We start from the raw sequence: 19,917 nt of genomic DNA, 5'->3' as shown, positions 1-19,917 counted from the left end.
AAACCTCAGAAGAAAATCCCAGCAACGCGATCAAAGATCGCTTTGCCTCAAAGAAATCCCCACCACCTCCGAAGAGATGGCCACGGGGCGACCCGGCCAACTAGCCGGGTCGATAAAGGCACTGGCTTTTAACACGCTGTTGAGTTCTCAAGAAACGGACACCCACCGCGCCGGACCCGCTCCCGCGAGCCCCGCTCCGGGGCAACCCTTCAAGCCTACCCGATCCGCCCGCTTTGTCAAACTCTGGGCGGTTCGGCCTCCAGCGTCCCTTTTGGGGTGCGGACACGTCCGTCCCAGCCGGTCTGTGGAGGTTCCCCGGGGCCGGCCGCCTTGTCGGCGTCCCGCTCCCCCGTGGGGCGTGTAGAACATTAGGTCCCCGCGAGAGGGTCGTCAAATCGACCGCCCAGGACACGTTTAAGCAGGTCAGAGGGTGTTTTGTGGCCCCAGACAGGCCCAGTTGAGGCCCCTCGTGACCGCACTGTGACGTGTGTCTACCGATGTTTTCCCTGGACATGGCGTACGCCCGCCCGGAGAGGTCCGGACGGGCGTACGTCGTGCGCGGTTCAGGACGCGGTCACCTCGACGCCGCCGATGTTCCGCTTGCCCCGCCGCAGGACGAGGAAGCGGCCGTGCAGCAGGTCACCGGACGCCGGGACGGCGTCCTCCGACTCGACCTTGGCGTTGTTCAGGTACACGCCGCCCTGAGTGATCGTCCGCCGGGCCTCCGACTTGCTCTTGCAGAGCCCTGAGGCCGCCAGAAGGTCCACGACGGGCGGGAGCTCACCGGGCGGGATCTCCGTGCGGGGCACCTCCGCCAGTGCCGACCGGAGGGTCCGCTCGTCCAGTTCCTCGAGGGCTCCCTGGCCGAACAGGGCCTTGGAGGCGGCGATGACCGCCGCCGTCTCGTCCGCGCCGTGGACGAGCGTGGTCATCTCCTCGGCGAGGGCGCGCTGCGGCACGCGGGCGGCGGGCCGGTCGGCGCCCTGCTTGACCAGGTCCTCGATCTCCTCGCGGGAGCGGAAGCTGAAGACCTTGAGGAACTTCTCGACGTCGCGGTCGTCGGCGTTGATCCAGAACTGGTAGAACGCGTACGGCGAGGTCAGGTCGGGGTCGAGCCAGTACGTCTCGCCGCCGGCGGTCTTGCCGAACTTCGTCCCGTCGGCCTTGGTGAGCAGCGGCGTCGTGAGCGCGTGCGCGCTGCCGCCCTCGACGCGGCGGATGAGGTCGACACCGGCAGTGAGGTTGCCCCACTGGTCGCTGCCGCCCGTCTGCAGCACGCACCCGTGCCGCCGGTACAGCTCCAGGAAGTCCATGGACTGCAGGAGCACGTAGCTGAACTCGGTGTAGCTCATGCCGGTGGTGTCGAGGCGCGCCTTGACGGTCTCGCGGGCGAGCATCCGGTTGACCGGGAAGTGCTTGCCGATGTCGCGCAGGAACTCGATGGCCGACATGGGGCCGGTCCAGTCGAGGTTGCTGACCATGGTGGCGCCGGTGGGGCCGTCGTCGAAGTCCAGGAACCGCGACACCTGGCCGCGGATCCGCTCGACCCACCCCGCGACGGTCTCCTCGGAGTTCAGGACGCGTTCGGCGCTCTTGCCGCTCGGGTCGCCGATGAGGCCGGTGGCGCCGCCGACGAGCCCGAGCGGGCGGTGCCCCGCCTTCTGGAAGCGCCGCAGCACGAGGATCTGGATGAGGTTGCCGAGGTGCAGCGAGGGCGCCGTCGGGTCGAAACCGCAATACAGCGTGACCGGCCCCGCGGCGAGCTGCGCCCGCATCTCGTCCAGATCGGTGGACTGCGCGATCAGGTCGCGCCACGCGAGGTCATCCAGGATGTCGGTCACGTTCTCCCTCGTCTCAGCCTTGCCGTCCGGCTCTTTCACCAGACTGCCCGATGGGCGGAAGCCCACGCCAACGATATTCGGAGGTCAGGCCCGCCCGGCGGCCTTCCGCCGGACGCGCGGGACGTGCGCCCGGTACGGCGACACCGTCGGGTCGCCGTCGACGTAGAACCGCCACGGCACCTCCTTGGCACCGTTGACGCCGGTCCGCGGTCCGCTGCGGATCAGCGCGGGGTCGGCGGGCTCGCCGTGCAGGACCGTCATCTCGCCGCCGGGGGTGCACACGTCCAGCCCGTTCTGGTCCCGGACGACGCCGAGGGCCTGGCACAGCCGGGCCGGGCCGCGGGCCAGGTCCCGGACGGTGGACTTCGGGCGGCGGGCCCGGGCGAGATCCTCCCCCGCGATGATCTCGCCGGCGCGCAGCAGCACCGCCGACGACGTCCCCTCGGGCCCGCAGACCAGGTTCATGCAGAAGTGCATGCCGTAGGTGAAGTACACGTAGACGTGCCCGGGCGGGCCGAACATGACCGCGTTGCGCGGCGTCTCGCCGCGGTACGCGTGGGACGCGGGGTCGAGCGGGCCCGCGTACGCCTCGACCTCGGTGAGCCGCGCGGCGACCTCGCCCTCGGGCGTGCGATGCGTGATCACGTGCCCGAGCAGCGAGGGCGCCACCTCGTCCACCGGCCGGTCGAAGAAGTCCCGTGGCAGCAACGTGCCGTCCATCGCCTCACCGTGGTCTAGGGGGGTGGTCCGCCGGTCGACCAGCCTAGAGGGCGGCGCCGACCGCCCCGGCCCCGGTGAGTCCCCCGTAACGGGACGCACCGGCAAAGGGCGGCTCGACCGCCGCCTTCCGCTCCGCTCCAGGCGGCGGTCAGGCGTCGGAGTCGGCGGCCCAGGAGGCGTGGTCGTTGACCTGGGCGCGGAGCGCCGCGATCTGCTCGCGGACGCGGTCGGGGGCGGTGCCGCCGTAGGCCTTGCGGGACGCGAGGGCGCCCTGGACGTTGAGGACCTCGCGGACGTCCGGCGTGAGGTGCGGCGACACCTTGGCCAGCTCGTCGTCGGTGAGGTCGTCGAAGTCCTTGTCGTTGACCTGGCACCAGACGACGAGGTGCCCGACGACCTCGTGGGCGTCGCGGAACGCGACGCCGCGCCGCACCAGCAGCTCGGCGAGGTCGGTGGCGAGGGCGAACCCGTCGGGCGCGGAGGTCTCCAGCCGCTCGGTGTTGACCCGCATGGTGGCGATCAGGCCGGACATCGCGGGCAGGACGAGCAGCAGCGTCTCGACGGCGTCGAACGCGCCCTCCTTGTCCTCCTGGAGGTCGCGGTTGTAGGTGAGCGGGAGGCCCTTGAGGGTCGTGAGGAGCCCGACGAGGTGGCCGATGAGGCGGCCGGCCTTGCCGCGGGCCAGCTCGGCGACGTCGGGGTTCTTCTTCTGCGGCATGATCGACGACCCGGTGGCGTAGGTGTCGTCCATCTCGATCCAGCGGAACTCCTGCGACGCCCAGAGGCAGACCTCCTCGCCGAGGCGGGACAGGTGCACGCCGATCAGCGCGGCGGTGAACAGGAACTCGGCGACGAAGTCGCGGTCGGCGACGGCGTCCATGGAGTTGGGCGCGGCGGCGTCGAAGCCGAGCTCGGCGGCGGTGGCCTGCGGGTCCAGGGGCAGCGAGGAGCCGGCGAGGGCGCCGGAGCCGAGCGGGGAGATCGCGGCGCGCTTGTCCCAGTCGCGGAGCCGGTCGATGTCGCGGGTGAGCGGCTGGACGTGCGCGAGCAGCTGGTGGGAGAACAGCACGGGCTGCGCGTGCTGCAGGTGGGTCATGCCGGGCGCGGCGACCCCGAGGTTGTGCTCGGCCTGCGCGATCAGCGCGGTCTCCAGCTCGACGAGCCGGGAGACGATCTGCCGGGCGTGGTCGCGCAGGTAGAGGCGCAGGTCGGTGGCGACCTGGTCGTTGCGGCTGCGGCCGGCGCGCAGCTTGCCGCCGAGGGCGCCGAGGCGCTCGAGGAGGCCGCGTTCGAGGGCGGTGTGCACGTCCTCGTCGGCGACGGCGGGCCGGAACTCCCCGGACCGGCAGGCGGCCTCGAGGTCGTCGAGGGCACCGATCATGCGCTCGAGCTCGTCGTCGGTGAGCAGCCCGGCCCGGTTGAGGACGCGGGCGTGGGCGCGCGAGCCCATCAGGTCGTACGGGGCGAGCCGCCAGTCGAACTGGACGCTCACCGAGAGCCGCGCGAGCGCGTCCGACGGGCCGCCCTCGAACCGGCCGCCCCACAGTCGCGTCGGTGCCTTGGTCACGGAATTCCTCTTCTTCTCGGCGCTGTGCGTTCGTGTACTCGCCATCCCACCATGCCCCGGTGCCGGGGCGCGCGTCAGGCGCCCCGCGCGGCGGGGCGGTCCCGCCGCGCGGGCGGCGGGCGGCGCTAGCCTCGTCGTTCCCGGCCGGCGGTCAGCCTGAGGAGCGCCTCGGCGACCTCGTCGCCGCCGTCCGGGTCGCGGGCGATGACGAGGATGGAGTCGTCGCCCGCGACCGTGCCGAGGATCGTCGGCCATTCGGCGTGGTCGATCGCCGAGGCGAGGTACTGGGCCGCGCCCGGCGGGGTGCGGACGATGACCAGGTTCGCCGACGCCTCCGCCGAGACGAGCAGTTCGGCGGCGATCCGGGAGAGCCGTCCGGCGAAGGTCTCGGCGGCGCCGGTGCGGGCGCGGCGGATCCGCTCGCCGCCCTCGCCGGGGACGGCGTAGATGAGGCTGCCGTCGTCGGCGCGGAGCTTGACGGCGCCGATCTCGACGAGGTCGCGGGAGAGGGTGGCCTGGGTGACGTCGACGCCGTCGTCCTGCAGGAGCTTGGCGAGCTCGCCCTGCGAGTGGACGGGGTGGCGGGTCAGCAGGTCGATCACCCGGGACTGGCGGGCGGTCTTGGTCATCGGGGTGGTCACCGGGATCGCTCCAGCAGCCAGGCGAGCAGGGCCTTCTGGGCGTGCAGCCGGTTCTCCGCCTCGTCCCACACGCGGCTGCGGGGGCCGTCGAGGACGCCGGCGGTGATCTCCTTGCCGCGGTAGGCGGGCAGGCAGTGCAGGACGACCGCCTCGGGGTCGGCGCGGGCGAGGAGCTCCTCGTTCACCTGGTACGGCTCGTAGAGGGAGGTCTCCTTGCCCTCCTCGCCCATCGACACCCAAGTGTCGGTGGCGAGGACGTCGGCTCCGGCGGCGGCCTGCGCGGCGTCGCCGGTGACGGTCACCGACCCGCCGGTGGCGGCGGCGATCTCGGTGGCGCGCGCCACGACGGTGGGGTCGGGCGGCAGGGACGCCGGCGCGGCGACGCGGACGTGCATCCCGGCGGTGGCGCAGCCGAGCAGGTAGGAGTGGGCCATGTTGTTCGCGCCGTCGCCGAAGTAGGCGAGGGTCGCGCCGGCGAGGGCGCCCTTGGCCTCCCGGACGGTCTGCAGGTCGGCGAGGATCTGGCAGGGGTGGAACTCGTCGGTGAGGGCGTTGACGACGGGGACGGCCGTGCCGGCGGCCATCTCCTCGATGCGCTCCTGCCCGGCGGTCCGCCAGACGATCGCGGCGACCTGGCGTTCCAGGACGCGGGCGGTGTCGGCGATGGTCTCGCCGCGGCCGAGCTGGCTGGTGCCGGCGTCCATGACGAGGGCGTTGCCGCCGAGTTCGGCGATGCCGGCGGCGAACGACAGCCGGGTCCGGGTGGACGGCTTGTCGAACAGCACCGCGACCGACCGCGGGCCCTCCAGGGGCCGGTGGGCGAACCGGTCCTTCTTCATCGTCGCGGCGAGGTCGAGGACCTCGGCCTGCTCGGCGGGCGCGAGGTCGTCGTCGCGCAGGAAGTGCCGGACGGTCATGGGTCAGCTCTCCTTCACGGCGGACGCGGCGGCGTCGAGGATCGAGGGGAACGCGGTGGTGAACGAGCGGGCCTGCTCCTCGGTGAGGACGAGCGGCGGGGCGAGCCGCAGCGCGTCCGGCTGGAGGGCGTTGATCAGGAAGCCGGCGTCGCGGGCGGCGGCCTCGACGGCGGGCGCGTGCGGGCCGGTGAGGACGGCGGCGCGCCACAGGCCCCGGCCGCGGACGCCCTTGAGCAGCGGGTGGCCGATCGCCTCGATGCCGGACGCGAGGGTCTCCCCCACGGCGGCGGCGTTGGCGAGGAGCCCGTCCTTCTCGATGGTGTCGAGGACGGCGAGGGCTGCGGCGGCGCTGACCGGGTTGCCGCCGAACGTGCTGCCGTGGTCGCCCTTGGCGAAGATCTCGCCGTGCTCGCCGAACGCGACGCACGCGCCGATCGGCAGGCCGCCGCCGAGGCCCTTCGCGAGCGTGAGGACGTCCGGGCGGGCGTTCTCGTGCTGGAACGCGAACCAGGCGCCGGTCCGGCCGATCGCGGACTGGATCTCGTCGGCGACGAACAGCGCGCCGGTCGCGTCGCAGATCCGGCGGGCCTCGGCGAAGTACCCGTGGGGCGGCGGGACGACCCCGGCCTCGCCCTGCGTGGGCTCGAGGAACACCGCGGCGCACTGCCCGTCCACGGCGGCCTTGAGCGCGTCCGCGTCGCCGTAGGGGACGAACCGGACGTCGATGGCGAACGGGCCGAACGGCTCGCGGATCGCCTTCTTCCCGGTGAGCGACAGCGCGCCCATGCTGCGGCCGTGGAAGCCGTTCTCCGTCGCGACGAAGTACGTGCGGCCGTTCGTCTTGCCGTACTTGATCGCGAGCTTGAGGGCGGCCTCGTTGGCCTCGGTGCCGCTGTTGGCGAGGAACACCCGCCCGTCGCCGCCGAGCAGGCCGAGCAGCCGCTCGGCGAGCAGCACCTCCGGCTCGTTCAGGAACAGGTTGGACGTGTGGGCGATGGTCGCGGCCTGCGCGGACACCGCCTCGACGAGGGCGGGGTGGGCGTGCCCGAGCGAGCTGACCGCGATCCCGGCGATCAGGTCGAGGTACTCGCGGCCGTCGGCGTCCCACACCCGGCAGCCCTCGCCGCGCGCGAGCGCGACCGGCGGGACGCCGTAGTTCGGCATGAACGCGGCCTCGAACCGCTTCCGCAGGTCCGCCGTGCTCATGTGAGGTCCTCCGTCACGGGTCCGCCGGGGAGGCTCGGCAGCACCATCGTTCCGATCCCTTCGTCGGTGAAGATCTCCAGCAGCAGCGAGTGCGGGACCCGCCCGTCCAGGACGTGCGCCTGGGGGACGCCGCCGCGCACGGCGGCCAGGCACGCCTCCATCTTCGGCACCATCCCGGCGGACAGCTCCGGCAGCAGCGCCGCCAGCTCGTCGGTGGTCAGCCGGTCGATCACGTCGTCGCTGTCGGGCCAGTCGGCGTACAGGCCCTCGACGTCGGTGAGCACGACCAGCTTCACCGCGTCCAGCGCGACGGCGAGCGCCGCCGCGGCCGTGTCGGCGTTCACGTTGTACACCTCGCCGTCGTCGCCGCGCGCGACGCTCGACACGACCGGGACGCGGCCGTCGTCCAGCAGCGCGCGGACGGCGCCGACCTGCACCTCGACGATCTCGCCGACCTGGCCGATGTCGACGCGCTCGCCGTCGACGAGCGCGTGCTTGCGCTCGGCGGTGAACAGGTTGGCGTCCTCGCCGGACATGCCGACGGCGAACGGCCCGTGCCGGTTGATCAGCCCGACGACGTCGCGCTGCACCTGCCCGGTCAGGACCATCCGGACGACCTCCATGGCCTCCGGGGTGGTGACGCGCAGCCCGGCGGTGAACGTCGAGTCGATGCCGTTGCGCTCCAGCGCGGCGTTGATCTGCGGGCCGCCGCCGTGCACGATGACCGGCTTCAGCCCGGCGTAGCGCAGGAACACGATGTCCTCGGCGAACTGGTGGCGCAGCGCCTCGTCGGTCATCGCGTGCCCGCCGTACTTGATCACGACGGTCGTGCCGTGGAAGCGCTCCAGCCACGGCAGCGCCTTGATCAGCGTCTCCGCCTTGCCCATGACGCCGGCGCGGTTCTTGCGCATGTCCGCGCCGCTGGTGATCGCGGTCATGTCGAGTACGCCGAGTTCTCGTGGACGTAGTCGGCGGTGAGGTCGCTCGTCCAGACGGTGGCGCTGTGCGGGCCGGCGGACAGGTCGGCGGTGATCGTCACGTCGCGGGGGCGCATGTCGACCTTGTCGCGGTCGTCGCCGAACGAGCCGTTCCGGCACACCCACACGCCGTTGATCGCGACGTTGAGCTGGTCGGGCTCGAAGACGGCGTCGGTGGTGCCGATCGCCGACAGCACCCGTCCCCAGTTGGGGTCCTCGCCGTGGATGGCGCACTTGAGCAGGTTGTTGCGGGCGATGGAACGGCCGACCGTGACGGCGTCGTCCTCGGACGCGGCGCCGACGACCTCGATCGCGATGGCCTTGGACGCGCCCTCGGCGTCCACGAGGAGCTGCCGGGTCAGGTCGGCGCACACCTCGGTGAGCAGCGCGGTGAACTCCTCCTCGGCGGGGACGGCGCCGGTCGCGCCGGACGCCATCAGCAGGACGGTGTCGTTGGTCGACATGCAGCCGTCGGAGTCGAGCCGGTCGAAGGTGACGCGGGTGGCGGCGCGCAGCGACCGGTCGAGGGCCTCGGCGGGCAGGTCGGCGTCGGTGGTGATGACGCAGAGCATGGTGGCCAGGGACGGGGCGAGCATGCCGGCGCCCTTGGCCATCGCGCCGATCATGTAGCCGCCGTCGCCCTGCCGGAAGGAGATCTTGGCGACGGTGTCGGTGGTGCGGATCGCGTCGGCGGCGGCGAGGCCGCCGTCGCCGCGCGACAGCTCGGCGACGGCCTTGTCCACGCCGGGCAGCAGCGCGTCCATCGGCAGCCGCTCCCCGATCAGGCCGGTGGAGCAGACGGCGATCTCGCCGGCGGAGTCGACGAGCAGCTCGGCGGCCTTCTCCGCGGTGGCGTGGGTGTCCTGGAAGCCGGGGGCGCCGGTGCAGGCGTTGGCGCCGCCGGAGTTCAGCACGACCGCGCGGACGCGGCCGCCCTTGAGGACCTGCTCCGACCACAGGACGGGCGCGGCCTTGACGCGGTTGCGGGTGAAGACGGCGGCGGCGGCGCGGGACGGCCCGTCGTTGACGACGAGGGCCAGGTCGCGGGTGCCGCTGTCCTTCAGCCCGGCGACGACGCCGGCGGCGCGGAAACCCCGGGGGGCGGTGACGCTCAAGGGGACACTCCGATCGTGGTCAGCCCGAGTTCTTCCGGGAGGCCGAGGGCGAGGTTGGCGCTCTGGACGGCGCCGCCCGCGGTGCCCTTGGCGAGGTTGTCGACGGCGGCGACCGCGATGATGCGGCCGGCCGCCTCGTCCAGGGCGATCTGGACGAGCGCGGTGTTCGCGCCGAGCGTCATGGAGGTGGCGGGCCACTGCCCCTCGGGCAGCAGGCCGAGGAACGGCTCGCCGGCGTAGGCGTCGCCGTAGGCGGCGCGGAGCGTCGCGGCGGTGACGCCGGGACGGGCCTTGGCGGTGCAGGTCGCGAGGATGCCGCGGCTCATCGGGGCCAGCGTCGGCGTGAACGACACGGTGACCGGCTCGCCGGCGACGGCGCCGAGGTTCTGCGTCATCTCGGGGGTGTGCCGGTGGACGCCGCCGGCCGCGTAGGCGCTGACCGAGCCCATGACCTCGCTGCCGAGCAGGTGCGGCTTGAGGGACCGGCCGGCGCCGGAGGTGCCGGACGCGGCGACCACGACGACGTCGGGTTCGGCGAGCCCGGCGGCGAACGCCGGGAAGAGCGCGAGGGTGACGGCGGTCGGGTAGCAGCCGGGGACGGCGATCCGCTTGGTGGAGCGCAGCGCGTCCCGCTGTCCCGGCAGCTCCGGCAGCCCGTACGGCCAGGTGCCGGCGTGCGGGGTGCCGTAGAAGGCCTCCCAGGCGGCGGGGTCGGTGAGCCGGTGGTCGGCGCCGCAGTCGACGACGAGGACGTCGTCGCCGAGCTCGGCCGCCAGCGGCCCGGACTGCCCGTGCGGCAGGGCCAGGAACACCACGTCGTGGCCGGCCAGGGTGTCCGGGGTGGTCTCCTCCAGGACGCGCCCGGCCAGGGATCGCAGATGCGGCTGGTGCGCGCCGAGCTCCGTGCCCGCGTTGGCGCCGGCCGTGAGCGCGCCGATCTCGAACTCTGGATGTCCCGCGAGGATGCGCAGCAGCTCGCCGCCCGCGTAACCGCTGGCGCCGGCGACCGCCGTCCGGATTCCCATGTCCACTCCTTCGGAAGCAAGCAGGTAAGAGTATGCACGCAACTGGAAACCTATTCAACGTCGGACCGGCGGTCAGCGCGTTCTGAGACGAGCGACACAGGGACCGCGCGGCCGCTCGACCCTCCTGAATGTCAACACTGGTTGACACGGCCGTGATGTCAACTTACATTGACATCCATGCCGCCGAGAGTAATTAGGTGTCTAAAGATTTGCCCTCGAACCATCAGTGGCCTAACATCGCCGCCATGGAGAACCTCGGCTTCGGCGACCTCACGGTCCTCGGCCCCATGGAGGAGTGGCCCGTCGGCCGGCTCTTCGCCGCCGCCACGCGGCTGTCGGGGCCCGTCGTCTGGCGGATCGTCGAGCGGCACGGCATCAGCCCCGCGGGGTTCTTCCTGCTCCGCCTGCTCGTCGTCGAGGACGGCCTGCGCCCGAGCGAGTGCGCCAAGCGGCTGCTCGTCACCCCGGCCACGGTGACGTCGGTCGTCGACACGCTCGAGCGCAACGGGCACGTCGTCCGGGAGCGCTCGCACCGCGACCGGCGCGGGGTGATGCTGCGCATCACCGACTCGGGCCGCCGGCTGGTCGCCGAGAAGTCCGGGCCGATCGGCGCGGACCTGCACGAGCTCTACGACGTCGTCGACGAGGGCGACGAGGCGGCCGTCCGCCGGTTCCTGCTCAACCTGATCAAGCAGTTCGAGACCTACTCCGAGGGCACGCAAGGGAAGGGAGACCGCGCGTGAGCGCACCCCCCGAGCCCGCCGTCCAGACGGTGGAGCTGAAGAAGACCTACCCGGCCGCCGGGCCGCGGCCCGAGGTGCCCGCCGTCCGCGGCATCGACCTCGACGTGCCGCGCGGCGAGTTCTTCGGGCTGCTCGGCCCGAACGGCGCGGGCAAGTCCACGACCATCGGCATGCTCACCACCCTGGTCGTCCCGACCGGCGGCACCGCGCGGGTGTCCGGCCTCGACGTGGTGAAGGACGCCGTCGAGATCAAGCGCCGGATCGGCGTCGTGTCGCAGAACAACACCCTCGACAGCGACCTCACCGCCGCCGAGAACCTGGAGTTCCGCGGCCGGTTCTTCGGGCTCAGCGCCCGCGACGCCCGGCGCCGCGCCGACGAGCTGATGGAGCTGTTCGGGCTCACCGAGCACCGCAAGGGCAACCCGTTCGAGATGTCGGGCGGGCAGGCCAAGCGGGTGATGATCTGCCGCGCCCTGATGCACGGGCCCGAGGTGCTGTTCCTGGACGAGCCGACCGCCGGCCTCGACCCGCAGACCCGCACCAACCTGTGGGAGGTGCTGCGCGGCCTGCAGGCCGGCGGGCAGACGATCCTGCTCACCACCCACTACATGGAGGAGGCCGAGGCGCTCTGCGACCGCGTCGCGGTCGTCGACCACGGGAAGATCCTCGCCTCCGGCACCGTGGACGAGCTGAAGAACGCGGCGGGCGCCGACACCGTCATCACCGTCGCCTACGACGCGCCCGCGCCCGACCAGATCCACAAGCTGTCCGACCGCGACGGCATCAGCAAGGTCGAGGTCAACGACGGCCAGGTGCGGGTGTTCGCCACCGAGCCCGACGGGATCCTGGGCGAGCTGGTCGCGATCGGGTCGGCCGCCGGCGTCGGCGTCACCGACGCCACGCAGCTGCGCCCCAGCCTGGAGACCGTCTTCCTCACCCTCACCGGAAGGGAATACCGCGAATGAGCGCCCCGGCCGCCACCGTCCTGACGCCCCCGCCCGCGGCGCGGGCGACGATCCCCCGCACGTTCGCCGCGATGATGGCGCGCGAGGCGCGGGTGATGCGCAAGAACTTCCTGTCGACGTTCGTCCGGGTGCTGGTGCAGCCGGTGATGTTCGTGTTCGTCTTCTCCTACGTGCTGCCGAAGCTCGGCGGCGGCGCGATGGCGGGCGGGCCCGGCGGGCCGACGTTCTCCACGATCCTGGTGCCCGGGCTGGTCGGCTCGTCCATCATCATGCAGGCGATGATGGCGGTGATCTTCCCGCTGATGATGGAGCTGAACTGGCAGAAGTCCATCACCGACCGGGCGCTCGCGCCGGTGCCGATCCCGCTGCTGGCGGTGCAGAAGATCGTCGCGGCGGCGGTGCAGGGGCTGATCGGCGGGCTGCTGGTGTTCCCGGCCGTGCTGCTCATCCACGCCGATGGCCAGTCCCCGCACGTGCACGTCGAGAACTGGCCCGTGCTGGTCGTGGTGATGGTGGCGGGGTCGCTGCTGGCCGCGGCGGGCGGGCTGCTGCTCGGCACGCTGCTGAACCCGCAGAAGGTGCAGGTCCTGTTCGCGATGGTGCTGCTGCCGATGACGATGCTCGGCTGCGTGTACTACCCGTGGTCGGCGCTGGACCACATCCGGTGGCTGCAGATCCTCAGCCTGTTCAACCCGCTCGTCTACGTCAGCGAGGGGCTGCGCAGCACCCTGACGCCCGGCATCCCGCACATGCCGGCGTGGGCGTTCCTGCTCGCCATCGTCGGCGGGACGGCCCTGCTGACGTGGGCCGCGACGCGCACGTTCACCCGCCGCGTCCTGACCTGACCGGCGTGCCGGAGGGATGGAGGCCCCGCGCGGACGTTCCGCGCGGGGCCTCGCCGCGTCACATGGGCTCCGCCTCGGACAGGCCGGTGCGGCGGTCCATGCGCAGCCGGCGGGTGAGGCCGAGCGTCCGCAGGAACGGCAGGTCGTGGCTGACCACGAGCAGCGTGCCCTCGTAGGCGGCGAGGGCCTGGCCGAGCTGCGCGGCACTGGCCATGTCGAGGTCGTTGGTCGGCTCGTCCAACAGCAGGAGCTGCGGCGCCGGTTCGGCGAGCAGCAGCGACGCCAGCACCGCGCGGAGCCGCTCGCCGCCCGACAGGGTTCCGGCGAGCCGGTCGGCGCTCCCGCCCCGGAAGAGGAACCGGGCCAGCCCCTGCCGGATCTCCGCCGGCGTCGCCGACGGCGCGAACGCGCGCACGTTGTCGACGACGCTGCGGTCCCCGTCGAGGACGTCGAGCCGCTGCGGCAGGTACCGGACGCCGTCCACGCCGATCCGCACCGACACGCCGTCCGGGACGCGTTCGCCGGTGAGCGCGCGCAGGAACGTCGTCTTGCCCGAACCGTTCGGCCCGGTCAGCGCGATCCGCTCCGGGCCCCGGACGATCAGCTCGCTCAGCGTGCCCGGCGCCGGCTCGGCCGCCCGCAGCCCGGTGACCGCGACGACCGTCCGGCCGGCCGGGACGCGGGTGGCGGGCAGCTCGATCCGGATCGCGGCGTCCTCGCGGACGGCGTCCTCCGCCTCGGCGAGCCGCGTCCGCGCCCCGGCGAGGCGTTCCTCGTGCATGATGCGGTGCTTGCCCGCCGAGACCTGCGCCTCCCGCTTCCGCAGCTTCATGACGGCCCTCGGTTCCCGCTTGTTCTCGTACATCTTGTTCGCGTAGCGCTTGCGGCGCGCGAGCTTGACGTGAGCCTCCTCCAGTTCGCGCTTCTGGCGGCGCAGGTCGGTCCCGGCGACGCGGACCATCCGTTCGGCGGCCTCCTTCTCGACGGCGAGCAGCTCCTCGTAGGCGGACAGGTTCCCGCCGAACGACCGGACGGCGCCGTCGCGCAGGTCGGCGATGGCGTCGACCCGGTCAAGCAGCTCCCGGTCGTGGCTGACGACGACCAGCACGCCCGTCCAGGACTCGACGGCGGCGTACAGGCGGTGCCGGGCGTCCAGGTCGAGGTTGTTGGTCGGCTCGTCGAGGAGCAGCACGTCGGGGCGGGCCAGGAACAGCGCGGCGAGCCCGGTCATCACCGTCTCGCCGCCCGACAGCGCCGCGACCGGACGGTCCAGGTCGAGGTGGCCGAGGCCGAGCCGGCCCAGCTCGGCGAGGGCGCGCTCCTCGACGTCCCAGCCGTCGCCGACGGCGGCGAAGTTCTCCTCGGTGGCCTCGCCGCGCTCGATGGCGTGCAGCGCCGCGCGGGCCGCGCCGATGCCGAGCAGGTCCGCGACGGTCGCGGCGCCGTCCAGGGCGAGGTTCTGCGGCAGGTGGCCGACCTCGCCCTCGACGCTCACGGTCCCGGAACCGGGACGCAGCTCCCCGGCGATCAGCTTGAGCAGGGTGGACTTGCCGGACCCGTTGACCCCGATCAGGCCGGTCCGGCCGGGGCCGAACGCGGCGTCCAGCCCGTCCAGGACGGCGGTGCCGTCGGGCCAGCCGAACGACAGGTCCGAGCAGACGATGGCGAATGACATGAGCGGCCTCCATGGCGGGCGGGGGGTGTGCGGACACATGGAGGCACCGCGAAGGGCGCGCGACGCGCGGGCGGGCATGGGAAAGCCCGGCGGGACGGGAGTCCGCTGAGGTCGTGCGCGGGCCGGTGGACGGCCGCTGCGCGGTGCCGGACCTCAGAACTCCAACGGACTCTCCCTGCCGGGCGGCGATGTGACGCGTCCAGGCTACCCGGACCCTTATCACGACACAAGTATCTTTTAGCGCGAATTCCGGTGGATCGCCGGGACGCGTGCCGCCATGCTGAACGCATGGGACCCGTCAGCCCGGTCTTCGCCGGGCGCGCCGCCGAGCTGGCCGCGCTGCGCGCCGCCCATGACCGCGCCCGCGCGGGCGAGGCCGCGGCCGTGCTGGTCGCCGCCGAGGCGGGCGGCGGCAAGTCCCGCCTGGTCGAGGAGTTCTCCCGGGACGTCCGCGCCGTCACCGGCGGCTGCCTCGACCTCGGCGCCGCGAGCCTGCCCTACGCGCCGTTCACCGCGATCCTGCGGCGGCTCGGCCGGGACGCGGTCACCGCGCTGATGCCCGCGGCGGCGCTGCCGGAGCTGGCCCGGCTGATGCCCGCGCTGAGCGCCGCCGCCCCGCCGCCCGACGACGGCACCGGCCAGATGCGGCTGTTCGAGCACGTGCTCACGCTCGCCGAACGGCTCGGCGCGCGCGAACCGGTCGTCCTCGTCGTCGAGGACGCGCACTGGGCCGACGCCTCGACGCGCGACCTGCTGTCCTTCCTGCTCCGCAACCCGCCGCGCCCCGGGGTGCTGCTGGTCGTGACGTTCCGCCCCGAGGACCCGGCGACCCGCGCGCCGTTCGCCGAGCTCGCGCGGCTCCCCCACGTCACCCGGCTCGACCTGCCGCCCCTGACCGCCGCCGAGGTGGCCGACCAGATGCGCGGCATCCTCGGCGCCGCCGACCACGCCGCGGTCCGGGACGTCCACGCGCGCTGCGGCGGCAACCCGCTGTTCGTCGAGACGCTCGTCGCGCACCCCGGCGAGGCCCTGCCCGGGACGCTGCGCGACCTGCTGCTCGCCCGCGTCGACCGGCTCCCCGAGCCCACCCGCGCGGCGCTGCGCGCGGCGAGCGCCGCCGGGGACCGGGTGGGCCACGCCCTGCTCGCCGCGGTGACCGGGCGGACGGACGCCGAGCTGAGCGAGGCGCTGCGCCCGGCCGTCGAGCACGGCCTGCTGACCGCCGGCGGAGACGGGTACGCGTTTCGGCACGCGCTCATCCGCGACGCCGTCCACGACGCTCTGCTGCCGGGCGAGCGGACCGGCCTGCACCGCCGCTACGCCGAGACCATCGAGCGGGCCCCCGCGCTCAGCGACGCCCCGTTCGGTGCCCTCGCCGTCCACTGGGAAGGGTGCGGGGACCCGGCCAAGGCGCTCGCCGCGGCGTGGCGCGCCGCCGGCGAGCGGCAGGCGGCGACCGCCTACGCCGAGCAGCTGACCCTGCTGGAACGCGTCCTCGCCCTGTGGGACGACGTCCCCGGCGCCGCCGAACTGACCGGGCGCACCCGCCTGCGGGTACTGGAGGCGGCGGCGGAGGCCGCGAGCGCGGCCGGCGACCCCAGGCGCGGGCTGCCGCTCGTGCGACAGGCGCTGGACGGCACCGACCCGGCCCGCTCCCCCGTCGAGGCCGCCCGGCTCCTCGCGCTCCGGGGGATGCTGCGCGGATTCCAGGGGCACGACGGCGAGCTGGACGACCTCCGTGAGGCCGCACGCCTCGCCGCCGCCTCGCCCCCGGACCGCGTCAAGAGGCTCGCGCACCTCGCCTCCCGGCTGCTCGTCCACGGGGCGATGGACGAGGGGGGACGGCTCGGCCGCGAGGCGCTGGAGCTCGCCGCCGCCCTCGACCCGGCGCCGCGGACCGGCGGCCTGGAGTTCATCGTCGCCGCGGCCGCCGCGCGCGACGGCGACGGCGACACCGGACCGCTGGAACGGCTCCTCTCCCGCGGGCTCGGCGCCGGGGAGCGCGTCCGGGTGCTGAACACGCTCGCGCACGCGCGGCTGAACACCGGCCGCGCCGCCGAGGCGCTGGCGCTCACGGGCGAAGGGCTCGCCGTGGCGGAGGACGCGGGGCTCGCGCACAGCACGGGGCTCGCGCCGGCCGTCAACCAGGTGGAGGCGCTGTACCGGCTCGGCCGCTGGGACGAGGCCGCTGAACTCCTCGCGCGGCGGCTGGACCGCCACCACGGCCCGGCCGTCCGCCTCCAGATGATGATCTGGCGGATCGCGCTGCTGGCCGCGCGGGGCACCGGCCCGGAACCCGATCCCGAGGCGCTCGCCGTCCCGCTCGGCGCCGGGCCCCCGCAGACGGTGCTGCCCCTCGCCCAGATGATCGTCGAGTGGCGGCTGGCGGAGGAGGACCGGCCCGCCGCCCGGACAACGGCGGACGCCGTCCTGCGCCATCCGCGCCTCGCCGTGCAGCCCTGCTACCTCTGGCCGCTGCTGGAGACGATCGCGCGCGCCGGCGGCACGGATCCGTCCGAGATCGCCGCCCTGGCCGCCCGCACGCCCGCCGCGACGCCCGTGGCGGCGGCGCACAAGGCCGCCGTGACCGCGCTGACCGGCGGCCCCGCCGGCTGGGACGCGGTGATCCGCACCTGGGAACGGCTGGACCTGCCGTATCCGCTCGCACAGGCCCTGTTCGACGCGGCCTGCGCCGACCTGGCGCGCGGCGACCGGGCGTCCGCCGCCGAGCGGCTCGACCGCGCCGCCGGGATCGCCGCGCGCCTCGGCGCCGCGCCGCTGGCCCGGCGGATCTCCGAACGCGCCCGCCGCGCCGGGCTGTCCGGCCCGGCGGGCGGGCCGCTCACCGCCCGCGAGTCGGAGGTGGTGCGGCTGCTGGCGCGCGGACGCTCCAACCGGGAGATCGCCGAGGAACTCGTCATCTCCCCCAAGACCGCCAGCGTGCACGTGTCGAACATCCTCGCCAAGCTCGGCGTCGCGTCCCGGGGGGAGGCCGCGGCCGCCGCCCGCGACCGCGGCCTGGCCTGAGCCCGGGACGCGGCGCGCTTAGGACGGCGCCGGGCGGATCTGAGCCGCGGCCTTATGGCCCGGGCCCGTCCCTTACGGCGACGGTCGGAGCATGGAACCCGCCGTGCACACCAGCGGGCTGCGCCGCACCTACACGCGCAGACGCCGCGACACCGTCGTCGCCCTCGACGAGCTGACCCTCACCATCGCGCAGAACGAGATCCACGGGCTGCTCGGGCCGAACGGCGCCGGCAAGACCACCCTCGTCAAGATCCTCTCCACCGTGCTGCTGCCGTCCGCCGGGACGGCGCGCGTCCTCGGCCACGACGTCGTCACCGCCACCCGGGCGGTCCGCTCGCTCGTCGGGCTCGTCCTCGGCGGCGACCGGGGCCTGTACGACCGGCTGACGGCGCGCCGGAACCTGCTGTTCTGGGGCGCGCTGTACCGGCTCGACGGCCGGACGGCCCGCGCCCGCGCGGACGCGCTGCTGGAGCGCGTCGGGCTCGCCGACCGGGCCGGCGACCCCGTCGAGGCGTTCTCGCGCGGGATGCGGCAGCGGCTGCACCTCGCCCGCGGGCTGCTGCACGAACCCCGCGTGCTGTTCCTGGACGAGCCGACGTCCGGCCTCGACCCCGTCGCCGCCGCCGCGTTCCGCCGGCTCGTCCTCGACCTGCGCGCCGAGGGCCGCACGTTCCTGCTGGCCACCCACGACATGGACGAGGCGGCGGCGCTCTGCGACCGGGTGACCCTGATCGACCGCGGCCGGATGCTGCTGACCGGCGACCCGGCCCGCGCCGGACGGTTCCTCGGCGACCGCGAATGCGTCGACTTCGCGCACCCCGACCCGGCCCTCACCGGGCCGCTGGAGCTGCTGCCCGGAGTGACCGGCGTCGAGCGCGGGGACGGTGGGACGTGGCGCGTCCACACCGCCGACCGGGACGCCACCCGCCGCGTCCTCGGCTGGCTCCTCGACCGCGACGTCCTCACCGCGCGGCGCGGCCGGCCCACCCTCGAAGAGGTGTACCTGCGGGCGGTCGGCGACCGGGGGATGCGGGTATGAGCGCGCCGATGCGGGTGAGCGGGCTGCGCGTCGTGTGGCACGCGGCCCGGCTGCAGGTCGCGCTGTCACGGCGCAGCCCGGAGCACGCGCTCGTGCTGCTCATCGCCCCGATGCAGACCACGACGATGCTGGCGCTGACGCTGGCGGCGCACCGCGAGGACGTCGTCGCGAACGCCGTCCTCGCGCCCGGGCTCATCGGGCTGTGGGTCGCCTCGCTCGACTACGCGGGCCGCATCGTCACCGAGGACCGGTGGGCGGGGCGGTTCCCCGCGCTGATCGCGGCGCCCGTCATGTTCGGGCTGGTCGTGATGGGACGGGTCGCGACGGTGGTGCTCGTGGGCACCGCCGCGTTCGCCGAGTCCTGGCTGGTGGCCGCCGTGGGGTTCGGGCGGCGGCTGACCGTCGCCGCGCCGGGGACGTTCGCCATCGCGGTCGCGGCCACCTGCCTCGCGACGGTCGGGACGGCCACGCTGCTGTCCGCCGTGTTCGTGGTGTCGCGCGCGCGGGACGTCCTGCAGAACTCCCTCGGCTACCCCTTCTACATCCTCGGCGGGATCCTCGTCCCGGTCGCGGCGCTGCCGGACTGGCTCCACCCGTTCAGCCGCGTGGTGTTCCTGTCGTGGAGCGCGGACCTGCTGCGCGGCGCCGTCCACGGCGACACCCGCGGCTGGCCCCGGGCCGTCCTGGCGATCGTCGCGCTGAGCGCGGCGGCGATGGCGGCGGGCCTGTGGCTGACGCAGCGGTACGTGGACCGCACGCGGCGCGAGGGGACGGTGGAGTTCTCGTGAGGCCCGTCCTCCGGATCGTCCGGGAGTCGCTGATCCTCGGATTCGCCGAGATGAGCGCCGTCTACACGTGGCGGACGTGGACGTTCGGCTGGCTCGTGCGGCTGCTGTGCCAGGCGTCCTTCTACGCCCTGCTGGGGCACTACGTCGGTGACGACGCGACCATGCGCTACGTCCTCGTCGGCAACATCGTGGTGCTGGCGTGCCTGGAGGCCACGATCGTCGTGATCTCGCTGGCGGGCGAGCGGCGGATCGGGACGCTGCCGCTGCTGGCCATCACGCCGTCCGGGCACCTGCCCGTGTACCTGGGACGCGGCCTGCAGTGGACGGTCACCGGCCTGACCAGCTCGCTCGTGGCGTGGTGCGTCCTGCCGCCGCTGCTCGGCGTCCCGCTGCCGTGGCCGCGCGCCGCGTACGCGGCACCCGTCATCCTGCTGATCCTCGCCAGCAGTTACGGGTACGGGTGCGCGCTGGCGGGCGTCGCGCTGCGGGCCCGCGGCGTCGAATGGCTCGTGCTGAACCTCGCCTACGGGATCGTCATGACGTTCGGCGGCGTGAACGTCCCCGTCGGCGTCTGGCCCGCCCCGCTGCGGATCGCGGTGAACGTGCTGCCGGTCGTGCACGGGCTCCAGGCCGTGCGCGGGATCCTCGACGGCGCGCCGGCCGGGCACGTCCTGCGGCTCCTCGGCGCCGAGGCCCTCGTCGGGGCCGGCTGGTACGCGGTGGCCGCGCTGTCGATGGAGCGGCTCGTCTCCGCGGGCCGCCGCGACGGATCCCTCGGCCACGCGGGCTGACACGCGAACGTGCCCCGGGCCTTCGGCAGGCCCGG

17 protein-coding genes are annotated in these 19,917 nt (G+C 73.9%); 7 read left to right on the top strand and 10 right to left on the bottom strand.

Annotation, left to right across the window (positions count from 1 at the left end):
* Positions 1-563: 563 nt before the first annotated feature.
* The 9 genes from tyrS to argC form a co-directional block, all read right to left on the bottom strand.
* The gene (gene tyrS, locus AB0C78_RS18950) at positions 564-1,841 is read right to left on the bottom strand and encodes a tyrosine--tRNA ligase (RefSeq protein WP_360749318.1); all 1,278 of its coding nucleotides are present in this window, start codon (positions 1,839-1,841) and stop codon (positions 564-566) included.
* Positions 1,842-1,925: 84 nt separating this feature from the next.
* The gene (locus AB0C78_RS18945) at positions 1,926-2,561 is read right to left on the bottom strand and encodes a DNA-3-methyladenine glycosylase (protein ID WP_151544067.1); all 636 of its coding nucleotides are present in this window, start codon (positions 2,559-2,561) and stop codon (positions 1,926-1,928) included.
* A gap of 148 nt (positions 2,562-2,709) precedes the next feature.
* Positions 2,710-4,128 (bottom strand): argininosuccinate lyase, encoded by a 1,419-nt coding sequence (gene argH / locus AB0C78_RS18940; protein WP_360749314.1) that lies wholly within the window; start codon positions 4,126-4,128, stop codon positions 2,710-2,712.
* A gap of 125 nt (positions 4,129-4,253) precedes the next feature.
* Positions 4,254-4,757 carry an arginine repressor gene (locus AB0C78_RS18935; RefSeq protein ID WP_173101892.1) on the bottom strand — a complete coding sequence of 168 codons (504 nt, stop codon included), beginning with the start codon at positions 4,755-4,757 and terminating at the stop codon, positions 4,254-4,256.
* A gap of 8 nt (positions 4,758-4,765) precedes the next feature.
* Positions 4,766-5,686 (bottom strand): ornithine carbamoyltransferase, encoded by a 921-nt coding sequence (gene argF / locus AB0C78_RS18930; protein WP_360749310.1) that lies wholly within the window; start codon positions 5,684-5,686, stop codon positions 4,766-4,768.
* A 3-nt stretch (positions 5,687-5,689) separates the two neighbouring features.
* Positions 5,690-6,892, bottom strand: a complete 1,203-nt coding sequence (locus tag AB0C78_RS18925; RefSeq protein ID WP_360749307.1) for an acetylornithine transaminase — start codon at positions 6,890-6,892, stop codon at positions 5,690-5,692.
* Positions 6,889-7,803 (bottom strand): acetylglutamate kinase, encoded by a 915-nt coding sequence (gene argB, locus AB0C78_RS18920; RefSeq protein WP_151544069.1) that lies wholly within the window; start codon positions 7,801-7,803, stop codon positions 6,889-6,891. Before argB ends, AB0C78_RS18925 begins: the two co-directional genes overlap by 4 nt.
* Before the next feature lie 23 nt (positions 7,804-7,826).
* Positions 7,827-8,984, bottom strand: a complete 1,158-nt coding sequence (gene argJ, locus AB0C78_RS18915) for a bifunctional glutamate N-acetyltransferase/amino-acid acetyltransferase ArgJ (RefSeq protein WP_360749304.1) — start codon at positions 8,982-8,984, stop codon at positions 7,827-7,829.
* On the bottom strand, positions 8,981-10,009 hold the full coding sequence (argC, locus tag AB0C78_RS18910) for an N-acetyl-gamma-glutamyl-phosphate reductase (RefSeq protein ID WP_360749301.1): 1,029 nt from the start codon (positions 10,007-10,009) through the stop codon (positions 8,981-8,983). The genes argJ and argC overlap by 4 nt, the downstream gene beginning before the upstream one ends.
* 245 nt (positions 10,010-10,254) lie before the next feature.
* On the opposite strand from argC, the gene AB0C78_RS18905 reads away from it, so the two are divergent.
* Genes AB0C78_RS18905 through AB0C78_RS18895 form a run of 3 tightly spaced genes read left to right on the top strand, consistent with a single transcriptional unit; the run spans position 10,255 to position 12,562 of the window.
* Positions 10,255-10,752, top strand: a complete 498-nt coding sequence (locus AB0C78_RS18905) for a MarR family transcriptional regulator (RefSeq protein WP_151544062.1) — start codon at positions 10,255-10,257, stop codon at positions 10,750-10,752.
* Positions 10,749-11,717 (top strand): ATP-binding cassette domain-containing protein, encoded by a 969-nt coding sequence (locus AB0C78_RS18900; RefSeq protein ID WP_360749297.1) that lies wholly within the window; start codon positions 10,749-10,751, stop codon positions 11,715-11,717. The genes AB0C78_RS18905 and AB0C78_RS18900 overlap by 4 nt, the downstream gene beginning before the upstream one ends.
* On the top strand, positions 11,714-12,562 hold the full coding sequence (locus AB0C78_RS18895; protein WP_360749294.1) for an ABC transporter permease: 849 nt from the start codon (positions 11,714-11,716) through the stop codon (positions 12,560-12,562). Before AB0C78_RS18900 ends, AB0C78_RS18895 begins: the two co-directional genes overlap by 4 nt.
* A 58-nt stretch (positions 12,563-12,620) precedes the next feature.
* On the opposite strand, the gene AB0C78_RS18890 is transcribed toward AB0C78_RS18895, so the two are convergent.
* On the bottom strand, positions 12,621-14,237 hold the full coding sequence (locus AB0C78_RS18890) for an ABC-F family ATP-binding cassette domain-containing protein (protein WP_360749291.1): 1,617 nt from the start codon (positions 14,235-14,237) through the stop codon (positions 12,621-12,623).
* 288 nt (positions 14,238-14,525) lie between these two features.
* Between AB0C78_RS18890 and AB0C78_RS18885 the strand changes: the two genes are divergently transcribed.
* The 4 genes from AB0C78_RS18885 to AB0C78_RS18870 all read left to right on the top strand — a co-directional run bounded on the left by AB0C78_RS18885 (position 14,526) and on the right by AB0C78_RS18870 (position 19,882).
* The gene (locus tag AB0C78_RS18885; protein WP_360749286.1) at positions 14,526-17,264 is read left to right on the top strand and encodes an AAA family ATPase; all 2,739 of its coding nucleotides are present in this window, start codon (positions 14,526-14,528) and stop codon (positions 17,262-17,264) included.
* Between the two features lie 91 nt (positions 17,265-17,355).
* Positions 17,356-18,303, top strand: a complete 948-nt coding sequence (locus AB0C78_RS18880; RefSeq protein ID WP_360749283.1) for an ABC transporter ATP-binding protein — start codon at positions 17,356-17,358, stop codon at positions 18,301-18,303.
* Complete coding sequence (locus tag AB0C78_RS18875) at positions 18,300-19,091, top strand: ABC transporter permease (protein WP_360749280.1); 792 nt, start codon at positions 18,300-18,302, stop codon at positions 19,089-19,091. Before AB0C78_RS18880 ends, AB0C78_RS18875 begins: the two co-directional genes overlap by 4 nt.
* Complete coding sequence (locus AB0C78_RS18870; RefSeq protein WP_360749277.1) at positions 19,088-19,882, top strand: ABC transporter permease; 795 nt, start codon at positions 19,088-19,090, stop codon at positions 19,880-19,882. The genes AB0C78_RS18875 and AB0C78_RS18870 overlap by 4 nt, the downstream gene beginning before the upstream one ends.
* Positions 19,883-19,917: the final 35 nt, after the last annotated feature.

The sequence above is a fragment of the Actinomadura sp. NPDC048394 genome, assembly GCF_040651755.1.
In the GTDB taxonomy this organism is placed as follows: domain Bacteria; phylum Actinomycetota; class Actinomycetes; order Streptosporangiales; family Streptosporangiaceae; genus Spirillospora; species Spirillospora montaniterrae.
The sequence above is the reverse complement of the archived record's forward strand: the minus strand, read 5'-3'. Positions and strand labels throughout refer to the sequence as shown.